The 12,107-nt window shown below is 49.3% G+C and carries 12 protein-coding genes; 5 read left to right on the forward strand and 7 right to left on the reverse strand.

Annotated elements, in window-relative coordinates:
* Nucleotides 1–233: 233 nt before the first annotated feature.
* Nucleotides 234–1,160, reverse strand: a complete 927-nt coding sequence (fmt, locus tag FH603_RS02170) for a methionyl-tRNA formyltransferase (RefSeq protein WP_235985435.1) — start codon at nt 1,158–1,160, stop codon at nt 234–236.
* A gap of 315 nt (nt 1,161–1,475) precedes the next feature.
* Here fmt and greA point away from each other — a divergent pair, with 315 nt between their 5' ends.
* A complete protein-coding gene (gene greA / locus FH603_RS02175) occupies nt 1,476–1,949 on the forward strand; it encodes a transcription elongation factor GreA (protein WP_186735589.1) in 474 nt (157 codons plus the stop codon).
* 10 nt (nt 1,950–1,959) lie between these two features.
* Nucleotides 1,960–2,349, forward strand: coding sequence for an HIT family protein (locus FH603_RS02180; protein ID WP_186735591.1), 390 nt, complete (start codon nt 1,960–1,962; stop codon nt 2,347–2,349).
* A 77-nt stretch (nt 2,350–2,426) separates the two neighbouring features.
* Here FH603_RS02180 and FH603_RS02185 read toward each other — a convergent pair whose 3' ends face one another.
* The 4 genes from FH603_RS02185 to FH603_RS02200 form a co-directional block, all read right to left on the reverse strand.
* Complete coding sequence (locus FH603_RS02185; RefSeq protein ID WP_186735593.1) at nt 2,427–3,431, reverse strand: NAD(P)H-dependent glycerol-3-phosphate dehydrogenase; 1,005 nt, start codon at nt 3,429–3,431, stop codon at nt 2,427–2,429.
* 76 nt (nt 3,432–3,507) lie between these two features.
* Nucleotides 3,508–4,167: a hypothetical protein gene (locus FH603_RS02190; protein WP_186735595.1), complete on the reverse strand. Its 660-nt coding sequence runs from the start codon at nt 4,165–4,167 to the stop codon at nt 3,508–3,510.
* Between the two features lie 127 nt (nt 4,168–4,294).
* The gene (locus tag FH603_RS02195) at nt 4,295–5,704 is read right to left on the reverse strand and encodes an efflux RND transporter periplasmic adaptor subunit (protein ID WP_186735597.1); all 1,410 of its coding nucleotides are present in this window, start codon (nt 5,702–5,704) and stop codon (nt 4,295–4,297) included.
* Between the two features lie 80 nt (nt 5,705–5,784).
* Nucleotides 5,785–7,290 (reverse strand): TolC family protein, encoded by a 1,506-nt coding sequence (locus FH603_RS02200; RefSeq protein ID WP_186735599.1) that lies wholly within the window; start codon nt 7,288–7,290, stop codon nt 5,785–5,787.
* An 82-nt stretch (nt 7,291–7,372) separates the two neighbouring features.
* On the opposite strand from FH603_RS02200, the gene FH603_RS02205 reads away from it, so the two are divergent.
* Complete coding sequence (locus FH603_RS02205; RefSeq protein WP_186735601.1) at nt 7,373–8,203, forward strand: aminotransferase class IV; 831 nt, start codon at nt 7,373–7,375, stop codon at nt 8,201–8,203.
* Here FH603_RS02205 and FH603_RS02210 read toward each other — a convergent pair.
* The gene (locus FH603_RS02210) at nt 8,187–8,867 is read right to left on the reverse strand and encodes an ABC transporter ATP-binding protein (RefSeq protein ID WP_186735603.1); all 681 of its coding nucleotides are present in this window, start codon (nt 8,865–8,867) and stop codon (nt 8,187–8,189) included. The two genes, FH603_RS02205 and FH603_RS02210, sit on opposite strands and share 17 nt — an antisense overlap.
* A 216-nt stretch (nt 8,868–9,083) precedes the next feature.
* Here FH603_RS02210 and FH603_RS02215 point away from each other — a divergent pair, with 216 nt between their 5' ends.
* Nucleotides 9,084–9,782: a head GIN domain-containing protein gene (locus FH603_RS02215; RefSeq protein ID WP_186735605.1), complete on the forward strand. Its 699-nt coding sequence runs from the start codon at nt 9,084–9,086 to the stop codon at nt 9,780–9,782.
* Nucleotides 9,783–9,851: 69 nt separating this feature from the next.
* The gene (locus tag FH603_RS02220) at nt 9,852–10,991 is read left to right on the forward strand and encodes a 5-(carboxyamino)imidazole ribonucleotide synthase (protein WP_186735607.1); all 1,140 of its coding nucleotides are present in this window, start codon (nt 9,852–9,854) and stop codon (nt 10,989–10,991) included.
* A 96-nt stretch (nt 10,992–11,087) separates the two neighbouring features.
* On the opposite strand, the gene FH603_RS02225 is transcribed toward FH603_RS02220, so the two are convergent.
* Nucleotides 11,088–11,927 (reverse strand): fumarylacetoacetate hydrolase family protein, encoded by an 840-nt coding sequence (locus FH603_RS02225; protein ID WP_186735615.1) that lies wholly within the window; start codon nt 11,925–11,927, stop codon nt 11,088–11,090.
* Between the last annotated feature and the right edge of the window lie 180 nt (nt 11,928–12,107).

A 12,107-nucleotide genomic window follows, 5' to 3' on the forward strand; every position in this document is an offset into this window, starting at 1 on the left:
ACTGTTCTTAAAGGTCCTTGTTTTACACGTATTCCGACTTTCCAATTCACACCATTTGGTTATAATAAATGCGCTCCCAAGGTAGGAATTGCTTTATGTAGGCGTTGGTTACCAATGTACACTGCATAGGGGGAGATATAGGCTAGTAGACATGTATGGTAGATTATAGTAATTGGTCCAACTCTGATGAAAGAGCCTGATCACCTGGTTAGGGCCCCTGATCTTTACATAACCTACAAAAGCCGGTTTCCCCGCAAAAACTCTTCGGCAGTCATCCGCCGTTTACCTTCGGCCTGCAATGAATTGATGGACAGCCAGCCATCGGCCGCCCGAACCAGGATCACTTTTTTATGATCGGTATACGCCTGTCCCGGCTCAGCGGCAAACGGAGACTCATTAGCTACCGACACATCGTAAATCTTAAAGAACTTACTGTTCATCAGTGTCCAGGATGTTGGGTAAGGGGATAATCCACGAACGAAATTCCGAATCGTAAGCGCTGGTTGATTCCAATTGATCTCGGTAGTTTCGCGACTCAGCTTAGGGGCCGGTTTCAGCGTTTCGGCGGTGGGCTGAGGGGTTCGGGGATAATCTCCCGCTTCGATAGCCCGTACCGTTCGCAGTACCAGATCAGCACCGCGCTCCATAAGCCGGTCGTGAAGTGTACCAGCCGTATCGTCAGGATAAACGGGTTCCTGATCCTGGAAAATCATCTGGCCCGTGTCGATTTCTTTCTCGATAAAAAACGTAGTTACCCCCGTTTGTGTCTCCCCGTTGATAATGGCCCAGTTGATGGGGGCAGCCCCCCGATAGTGTGGCAATAAAGATCCATGCAGGTTGAAGGTACCTATTGTGGGCATAGCCCATACTACTTCGGGTAGCATCCTGAAAGCAACGACTACTTGTAAGTCAGCCTTGTAGCTGGCTAATTCTTCCAGGAATACCGGATCACGAAGTTTTTCTGGTTGCAATACCGGTAGGTTAGCTGTTAGGGCGGCTTTCTTTACTGGCGAAGGCGTTAGCGTCAGCCCACGACCCGAAGGACGGTCGGGTGCCGTTACTACGGCTACAACCAGACATCCTCCACTTAACAGCCGCTGTAGGCTTGTGACAGCAAAATCGGGCGTACCCATGAATACAATACGAAGGGGCGCTATCATAGTTGGCAAATCGGTTTTTAATAAGCAAGTGGGCTGTGAGTTGAAATAGCCCATAAGTATTCTTATTTTTGTCTCATCAGACGCGTTGTATCACACGCGCTGCGTCAAGAGTGTAATCGGCCTTTTAAAGGCTTCACCCATGCGACGAGCAACTAAATATGTTCCTGAACCGCTCGCTTCGGTATTCCGACAGCGAGACTGACGTGGCTGCAAAGAAAACCAATTTGGTTGCAGAACGGTCGGTGTACCGTTCTTTTTGTTTTTAGTGGAGCGTCGCCAAACCAATGTGAAAAACGAGTAAGTACGTACTGTATCATGGCAAAAATTTCATATTACACCGAAGAAGGCCTTAACCGGCTCAAGGCTGAGTTAAACGAGTTAAAAACGAAAGGGCGGACGGCCATCGCCCACCAAATTGCGGAAGCCCGTGACAAAGGAGATCTCAGCGAAAACGCCGAGTACGATGCCGCCAAAGACGCGCAGGGGCTTCACGAATTGAAGATTTCGAAGCTCGAAGAAGTTGTAGCTAATGCTCGCATACTAGACGAGTCTACTATTGACGCATCGCAGGTTTCGGTTTTATCTAAAGTAAAAATCAAGAACGTAAAAAGCGGGGCTGAAATGCTTTACACCCTCGTTTCAGAAGAAGAGGCAGACCTTAAAGCGGGTCGGATTTCAGTTGGCTCGCCTATTGGAAAAGGGCTGTTGGGAAAACGCGTTGGCGACAAAGCAACCATTACCGTTCCAGCAGGTGTACTGGAGTTTGAAGTTGTTGATATAGCCCGTTAACTCTCTGCGTATGCCTACCATCTTTTCCCGCATTGTTGCCGGTGAAATCCCGGCACACAAGATTGCCGAGACTGACGATTTTCTGGCGTTTTTAGACGTAATGCCTACTACCATCGGGCATACGCTGGTCATTCCTAAAAAAGAAGTCGACTACATCTTCGCCCTGGATGATAATCTCTATGCAGGACTTATGGCTTTCGCCAGACAGGTTGCTCCGGCTATTGAGAAAGCAATTCCCTGCAAACGAATCGGTATAGCGGTAATCGGGCTGGAAGTACCTCATGCGCACGTTCACCTGATTCCACTCAACTCGATAACTGATATGGACTTCAGCCATAAAATAAGCCCAAGTCAGGAAGAACTAGCCGAGACAGCTAACAAAATCCGTCAGTATTTATAAGCGGTCTATTGCCTATATGCGGAGAGGGAATGACAGGCCTGGCATTCCCTCTCCGCATATAGGCAATAGACCGCTTGTTATTTTAGCTTCTCTTTCAGCAAATTCATCTCGCTTGTAGGCGCAGCCCGTTCATAAAGAATATTATACACGGCCTGCACGATGGGCATATCCACACCAAACCGCTGGTTAATCTCATGGATACTTTTCACGGCATAGTATCCTTCAGCGATCATGTTCATTTCAGCCTGTGCAGATTGAATCGTGTAGCCCCGGCCAATCAATGTACCGAACGTGCGGTTACGGCTGAACGGTGAATAGGCCGTTACCAGTAAGTCTCCCAGATAGGCAGAACCGCTCAAATCGCGATGTTTGGGATAAATGGCATCGACAAAGAGTTTAATCTCCTGCATGGCATTGGACACCAGAACAGCCTGAAAATTATCACCGTAGCCCAGCCCGCGCGTAATACCGCTCGCCAGAGCGATAATGTTCTTCATCACAGCCGAGTACTCGATCCCATAAATGTCATCAACAGGCGTCGTTTGTACATACCGACAGCTTACTAAACTGGCAACATCTCCGGCGCAGGCTGCATCCGGTGAAGCAATGGTCAGGTAGGAATGCTTTTCGAGAGCTACTTCTTCAGCATGGCAGGGTCCGGCAATTACCGCAACCTGTGCTGCTGGCACACTGTACTGATCCCCAACCCAGTCTGTAACCAGTTGGTTTGTTGAAGGGACCATGCCTTTGATTGCCGACACCACCCGCTTCCCGGCGAAATGAGCCGGTGTGAGGCCTTTTAGTGCATCGGCTACGAAGGCGGCCGGAACGGCTAGAATAATATACTCACTCTCCTTAAAGGCTTCCCTGATTTTGGTGCAGACTTTAACCTTGCGCGTATTGATCTGCACATCGCTCAGGTAACTTTTATTATGGTGGTATTTCTTAATATGGTCGGCGTCGGCCTGGCTCCGCATCCACCATTTGATGCTAACGTTGTTCTCAGACAGTATTTTGATGAGCGCCGTTGCCCAGCTTCCGCCCCCCACCATCGTTACGCGGGTTGGTTGAATTGATTTCATGGGGTGAAATACGGCAAAAACAGCCAATGCATGAAATAAGGCCGTCAAGATAGTTCACCATCTACAGGGACCTGCCTTAATTCATCTTCAGCCTGAACACCCCGTTCGACAGAACAATTTTATCGGTCATACTCTGCTTTTTATACCCGTTTCCTTCCGGATCTATATCCGAATCGTATCCCGTGGTCTTGGTCACAACTTTATCCTCCACCTTAGACATCAGCCGCCCCATACCACCAAATACCGTAGCAGATGCTTTCTCTTTCCAATAACTACCGACCAGCGTACCACTAAAGGTAGCCTCCAGAAAGCCATCAGCCCCCTTTTTTATCGCGATGGTTTCGTCATTGTTGACTGACTTTCCCACATGATACTCCATACGAGGCTCTTTTGTCTCTTCAACGTATTTGATCGCAGCAATTCCTTTGTACCTGGCAAGATCCGAAGCCAGTTTCCGATTAGCTTTTGTGTCGGGATTATCGGCATCGACAACCAGATAGCTACCCGGTTCAATGATGTCCTTACCATCATAGCTACCGAGCCAGATGCGTAGCGATTTGTCGGGCTTGTTCGCATTGGCAGTTACCCACCAATAGGTACCGATCCGAATTCGGCGTGGCTGTGTTTTATATTCCTTTCCGTCAATTTGAACGCTCAGCGTGTTATCATTGGCAATCTGAGCCTGTGCTGACGCCAGGCTTACAACTAATAGCAGACACAGTATACTGGTTTTCATGGCGAGTAGTGGTAAACAAGTAAAGTCGATATGCTGAGCAATTTACAGGTGTATGCTGCTCAGCATATCGACTTTTTAGTAATCGGCAACTACGCTCGTACGATCGGGATCTGATCTTTAGTCAGCGCTACTCGTCTTCTTTTTCTTCTTTCTTCTTTGCCTTATTCGGATCTCGTTTCACCACTAGTTCGCCATCTTTCAGTCGCTTCGAAACAGCAATAAAAGGTCCCGAAATGATTTGTTCCCCCGGTTTCAATCCCGAAATAACTTCAATATTTTCAAAATCGCTGATGCCGGTTTTCACTTCTCGCTGCACCGCCTTACCGGCCACGTTAACGAATACGATTTCTTTAACCTTTTCCTTCTTTTCGGTCTGGTTAGCGGGCTTTTCATCAACGGAACCGCTGGGTCTGTCTTGCGTATCGGGCACTTCCACTTCAGCTCCACGAGTGGTAACAGACGCGATGGGTACGGCCAGTACACTTGGTTTCCGATCGGTAATAATCTCAACAGAAGCGGTCATTCCCGGTTTAAAAGGATAGCCTTTCTTATCTTTTTGAGCCAGCAGATCAGCGTACGAGTTGTTCAAGATTTTCACCTTCACTTCAAACTCCGTCACGGCATCGGCCGAAAGAGCAGCCGCGGCAGCTCCCGACGAACTTGTCAGGCCGTTAGCCGTATTAGCAATTTCATAAACGATGCCTTTAAACTTACGGCCAGCGGTTGTGTAAGAATCAACTTCAATGTCGGCGGTATCGCCCAGATTAGCCCGCACGATGTCATTTTCGTTGACGTTAACGCGAACTTCCATATTTTGCAGGTTGGCAATACGCATGATCTCCGTACCTGCCATCTGCGACGTACCCACGACGCGCTCACCCAATTCAACGTTTAGTTTGGAAACGGTGCCGTTCACAGGTGCGTAAATCGTTGTTTTACGCAGGTTTTCGCTGGCATCACGCAGACCAGCCTGCGAACTCTGAATGTTAAACTGAGCAGCCCGAACATTAGCACGGGAAGCTTCAACTTCCTGCTTGGCTACGTTGTAATTGGCTTCGCTGGTTTCGAAGTCAGCCGATGAGATCACTTTGTCGGCCAACAGTTTCCGGTTTCGCTCATAGTCAGCTTTTGCCCGGATCAAGCGTGCTTCAGACTGCGAAACAGCGGCTTTTGTCTGTTCAAATTGAGCACGACTGGAGTTGACCGTGGCCTGAGCCCGCGACAGTAATGATTCATAGTTGTCGGGCCGTATACGAACGAGCAACTGACCCGCCTTCACAGGATCACCTTCATTGACATATAAGCCAATGATTTCTCCGGATACGTCAGGGCTGATTTTGACTTCCACCTGGGGCTGAACGCGCCCCGACGCGGTAACGCGTTCTGTAATATCCGTACGCTTGACTGTAGCAAAATCCACTTCAGTCGATTTTGGCTTACCGATCATGCCCGTTTGTTTAGCAGCGACAAGACCACCAACGAGCAGAATAACGAGTCCACCTACTATCCACCAGATGCGGTTTGATTTTTTTTTCATGGTTACGAACGAGAGAAAAAGCCAAAGAGTGAATGACCTGTGAGCAGTTTTTACCCATTCGCACGCTCACTCCTTTTTTATTAAAAGCCTAATGGTTTATTCTGATAAAAATCTAAAATCTTGGTTCTGAACACGTAATCATACTTAGCCTGTACTAATTGAGCGCGGGCATTATCAAGTCTGGCTTTGGCAATGTTGTAATCGATTGGGTTGATAGCCCCCGCGTTGAACCGGCTCTCGGCAGCCCGGAATGCCTGTTCCAGCGATGCTACCGACGCTTCGGTTGCTTGATACCGGTTAGACGAGGCCAATAGATTAGTGTAAGCCGTTTCAATTTGCTGGCGCAACTGTAGCCGGGTGTTGTCGGCGGTAAGTTTCGCGTTCTGTTGTTGCAGCGTTGCACTGATGATGTTGGTTCGTACGGTCCGGCTATTAAAAATCGGAATGTTCAAATTTAGCGATAACGACCGATTTAAATTATTCCCTAACTGATCCGTAAAGCTATAATTTTCACTTTGGCCACCGGGCCGCATTGACACAACTGGTTGACTCAATCCACCAACGTTCACAAAAGCCCCTGTTTCTGTTTCCACTATCGTACCGTCGGCTACGAATCGCTGCAACCCCACGCTCGAATAAATCGATGAGAGTGAGCCATTTAATGCCAGTCGCGGGTACAGGCCAGCCCGGGCCACCTCCACTCCTCTCCGGGCCGACTCAGCCCGCAAATCAGCACCCTGAACCTGTGGCTGGGTCGTTAGAGCAATGTCAAACACTTGCTGGGGCGAATCGCTATACCGTTCAATTCGCGGGTCGGGTAAATTGATGAATTCAATTTCAAACGTTTGACCGGCAGGCAGGTTCATAGCCTGCAACAGAGCTAGTTTAGCCAGGTCGACCGAGTTCTGTGCGTTTACGACCGTCAGTTGATCGTTGGCCAATGTAGCCCGGATCTCGTATAAGTTCGCTTCAGGAACAGACCCAGCGTTCACGAGTTTCTGCGTCCGATCGAGCTGAATCTGCGATGTCTCTACCTGCCGCCTTGCAATGGCCAACTGCTCGGCACCAGTCAGTACATTCAGATACTGTTGAATCACGTTCAACGCGACGTCGTTTTGAGTAGCCGCCAATTCTTTTTGGGTAGCCGCCACAACGGATTCATTTTGTAAAATCTGGTTTTTCAATTGAAACCCCTGAAAAACCGGCACCGACGTCGACAACTGAAAGTTGTTGGACCGGATGGCCTGATCACTGAACTGGTTAGTGGCAGGGTTGATGTTCCGGCCAAAATTCAGTCCCTGCGTAATAAACGCGTTCAAACTTGGATATCGATTCAGTTTAGCCTGCCGGTACTGAAGTTCGCTGCTCTGAACTTGTAACAGTCCCTGACGAACAAGAATATTATTCTTCTGCGCAATATCGATACACTGCTGAAGACCCAGTACAGACGGCACGCTAGGCGTACCAATCGCAGCTGATGTACTGACAGTTGGGGTTGCAGCGGCTGGTGTTTGATTCTGCGCCAGGGCTGCTACACTTATCAGGCTCAGCAGGAAGCCTCCTAAATTTCGGTAAACCACATTCATGGTCATTATTTTTTGATGGTTCAATGTTACAAACTTACCTTCGGCCCGGCTACCGTTTTAGGATAAACGGCGCAAACTAAGCATGTTTCTGGTCTATAATTCGGATATACTGGTAGAAGCCGATTATCGGGTTTCTTCAAACGATCGGGCTTTTCAATACGGCGACGGCCTCTTTGAGACGATCCGTTATGAACGTGGCCAGATTTGGTTCTGGACCGATCATTATGCCCGGTTGAAAGCGGGCAGCAAGGCGTTGCATCTTCGCCTACCCGCTTCCAGCAGCGAATCCGCTGTTGCCCAGCTAATTACGAATCTGGTGGCGACGAATAAACTGACGGATCAGACTTGCCGAATCAAAATCCAGATCTGGCGGCAATCCGGTGGTCTATATACGCCTTCGAGCAACGAAGCCAACCTACTGATAACAGCCCAAACGGGGCATCCTTTTGCTATTAGCGAACGAGCTACTGTTGGAATTTACACAGAGGGCCGTCTAACCTATACCCCTTACTCATCCATAAAAACGTTGAGTTCGCTCCCCTACGTAATGGCAGGTATTGCTAAAAAGGAAAGGAATCTCGACGATATTATCCTGCTCAACGCAGACAAAGAAGACTACCTTGCCGAGTGCCAGGCTTCCAATCTCTTCTGGTTTATGGAAGGTGTACTCTACACACCTGCTATCGAGACAGGCTGCATCAATGGTATTATGCGTCAGTACATCCTCCGAACGGCAGAAGCTATTGGTCTCCCGGTCGACGTTGGCTTTCACCGGTATACGTGCCTGGCAAAAGCCGAAGCCGTTTTTGCCTGCAATGTCAATGGAATTCAATGGATTCGATCTATCGAACAATTAGGTACTTATCCGGCAGGTCATAAACTGGCTAATGCCTTATTTACAGCACTGCTTTAGCCGGTTCCAGCCAGCCATCTTTTAAACGTATTACGCGGGAGCCGTACTCAGCGTTACTTTCTGAGTGGGTCACCTGAACGATGGTTACGCCATCTTTCAGGTTCAACTCCCGGAAAAGCTCCATGATCTCACGAGCCTGGTCTGAGTGGAGATTCCCGGTTGGTTCATCGGCATAAATGACGGTTGGCTTAGCCGCCAGTGCCCGTGCGATACCCACTAACTGCTGCTGCCCACCCGATAACTGTGCAGGAAACAGATCTTTTTTAGCCACGATGTTAAACCGATCGAGCAGTTCGGCAACACGACTTTTCCGCTCCGATCCACCAACGCCCTTGTAAAGCAGGGGCGTCTCGATGTTTTCGTATACGGTCAATTCATCGATAAGATGGTAAGCCTGAAAAACGAAGCCTATCTGCGTACGGTGGAGTTCGGTACGTCGTTTTTCCGATAACTTCTGTACGGGCTGATCCTCAAAAAGGTACTCCCCTTCAGAAGGCTCTTCGAGTAGGCCCAGAATATGCAGCAATGTAGATTTGCCCGACCCCGATGGCCCCATAATGGACACAAACTCACCCTGGGCAATATCGAGATCGATGTTGCGTAGCACATAAGCCCGGCCGAAACCGGCTGGGTAATATTTAGCGACGTTGCGGAGCTGAATCATAACTGATTTATTGTTGAACTGGAGCTTTCTATGTAGCGTGTCAAGTGTCGTGCCAATCCTCTATAGGAACTATTAGTCAGGCCATTACATAAAATAACTAATCGTTCAGCGTCCGATCCCGGACAGCCACGGGCCAAAATCGGACATTTTTTTTACCTCACAAGCAACCTCCTGTTACTTTTAATCATCTTTACTTAACAATAATCTTTTTTTGCCATGAAAGCCATTCTCCTCTCAACACTGCTACTCACCTACGGCCTGATTACGACCGACAGTGACTGGAAGAAAGATCGCCCTGTTTCAAGCTTCTCAGGCCTGAGCGTTAGCAGCGGCATCGATGTATACCTGACCCAGGGCAACTCCGAAAAACTAACATTCGATGTGAAAGGCATCGATGAAGAGGATGTCAAAAGCGAAATTCGTAACGGTGTTCTGAAACTTTACATCGACCGCAAAGGAATGAACTGGAACTGGGGACGTAACAATTATGTAAAAGCGTATCTCACCTTCCGGCAGTTGAACGAGCTTCAGGCATCGGGCGGGTCCGATGTGTTCGGCCAGGGGACCCTATCGTTCAACGACCTGAACCTGTCTGCTTCGGGCGGGGCCGATGTAAAGTTAGCCCTTAAAGCCAATGAACTGACTATAGCGGCCGCCGGTGGAGCCGATGTTACGGTGGACGGTACAGCACGGACGCTGAATGCCAACGGATCAGGCGGATCAGACCTGGATGCCCGTAAGCTAACGGTGGAAGTATGCAGCGCCAACTCGTCGGGCGGATCAGATGTTTATGTGCATGCTACCCGTGAGTTGAGCCTTAAGGCGTCGGGCGGATCGGATATTTACTATTACGGATCAGCCAAAGTAGTTTCAAAAAGTGAATCAGGCGGGTCAGACATTTCACACAAAAACTAAAAAGAATGGCATAGTGAAAGCGCGAATGGATAATTTTGCGGGTCGTTCACTCTTTCACTCGTTGTTCTGTTGACACCCATAATTGGCATCCTCGGCGGAGGGCAGCTTGGCCTCATGCTTCTACAAGCAGCCATCGACTGGAACCTTCGCGTTCATATTCTCGACCCTGACCCGGAAGCACCCTGTCGCACACTCTGCACCGAATTTATGCAGGGATCACTTACTGATTACGACACGGTTTATCGGTTCGGTCAGGGCGTTGATGTGCTGACCATTGAAATTGAGCGCGTCAACGTCGAAGCGCTTGAAGCGCTGGAACGTGAAGGAAAACGCGTTTTTCCTCAGCCATCGGTCATTCGTGTCATTCAGGATAAACGACAGCAGAAACAGTTCTATCAGCATCACAACTTACCCACAGCCGACTTTATCCTAACCGAAAACCGCGCTGATGTCGCACGCGTAGCCCTGGAAAGACCCGATTTTTTTCCCGCGTTCCATAAACTCGGACGCGATGGATATGATGGGCGGGGCGTTCAGCGCATTGCTACCATTGCCGATGTCGATAAGGCGTTCGACGCACCGGGTGTTCTGGAGCGGGCTGTGGATTTCGACAAGGAACTCGCCGTTATTGTGGCTCGTAATGAACGGGGAGACGTGCAGACCTTTCCAACGGTGGAGATGGTTTTTCACCCCGAACTGAATTTAGTTGATTATTTATTCGCCCCCGCTCAACTCCCCGATGCCATCAACCAGCAAGCGCAGGACATTGCCCGCCAAACAGCGGACGCCCTGGGTATCGTAGGTCTGCTGGCGGTTGAGTTATTTCTGGATAAGCAGGGATCCATCCTGCTAAACGAGGTTGCCCCCCGGCCACATAACAGCGGCCACCACACCATGCGGGCTAATGTTACCTCTCAGTTTGAGCAGCACTGGCGAGCGATCCTGAACTACCCTCTGGGTGACACATCGTCCTATCAGCCCGCAGCGATGGTCAATCTCCTTGGCGAGGATGGACATACAGGACCTGCCGTATACGAAGGGTTGGAAACACTGCTGGCCATGACCGGTGTATTTCCGTTTTTCTACGGTAAAGCCCTTACGAAACCCTTTCGCAAGATGGGGCATGTAACCGTCATGGACAGTTCGTTAGACGCCTTGCGGGAAAAAGTTGAGCGCGTAAAAGCCGGCATCCGGGTAGTTAGCGCGTAGAGACGTAACCCTTTACGTCTCAGTATGCGTCAGCAATTTACGTCTCAGATGCTGAAGAATATTGCTGACGCATCTGAGACGTAAAGGGTTACGTCTCTACGCAGCCACAACATTTTCCAGCGTTCCGATACCGTCGATCGTGATCTGAGTCAGGTCGCCAGCCCGGAGTGTGAAGTTGTCGGGGGGCACGATACCAGTACCCGTCATCAGGTAACACCCGTTTGGAAATGAGCACTCGCGAAACAGATAGGACACCAATTCGGTATGCTGTCGTTTCATCTGGTCAATAGCAATGCTACCGCTAAAAACAGCCTGATCGTCGCGAATAATGTCTAGTCGAATCTGTGTTTCAGGCGCAATTGGCGTTTCGGGAAGATAAAGGCATGGTCCCAGAGCAGCACTCCCGTCGTAGGTTTTCGCTTGTGGCAGGTAAAGCGGGTTTTCACCTTCAATACTACGCGAACTCATGTCATTACCACAGGTGTAACCCGCTATTTTTCCTGCCGATGTAATGAACAGGGTCAGTTCCGGTTCCGGTACGTTCCAGTCCGAATCCTGCCGGATACGAACCGCATCCCCCGGCCCTACAACCCGCTCCGGTGTTGATTTGAAAAACAACTCAGGCCGCTCAGCGTCATATACGCGATCATAAAAATTATCACCTCCCGATTTTTTGGATTCTTCCATACGGGCGTTGCGGCTTCGCAGATACGTTACGCCCGAGGCCCATACCTCTTGCCGACCAATGGGTGCCAGTGCCTGCGTTTCGGTCCACTCTCTATATTCGTCCGATGCCGACGTGGTGGTAGTCAAGTGCATCAGAAAGCCCCGCAACTCATCCAGGTTGATTAATTCATCCCAGTTTGCAGAAGGCAGATGGTAATACTGGTTCTCAAATTCAAGGACAATACCGGGTCGGGTTTTATAAAGTTTCATTTTTCAGCTTCGGAAAAGTTTTTCAATGATACGGTTGTTTTCTTTACTTTTCACATCGTGGCTGACGGTTAATAAACTTCAAGCAAATTGACTCCGCACTGAGTCGTTCGTCCAGGCATTTAGTTTGATTTGTTTTTCGGCATCAGGCTCTAAGCCAGCCGATAGACCGCAGCCATTGCG

The sequence above is a fragment of the Spirosoma utsteinense genome (assembly GCF_014282275.1).
Taxonomy (GTDB): domain Bacteria; phylum Bacteroidota; class Bacteroidia; order Cytophagales; family Spirosomataceae; genus Spirosoma; species Spirosoma utsteinense.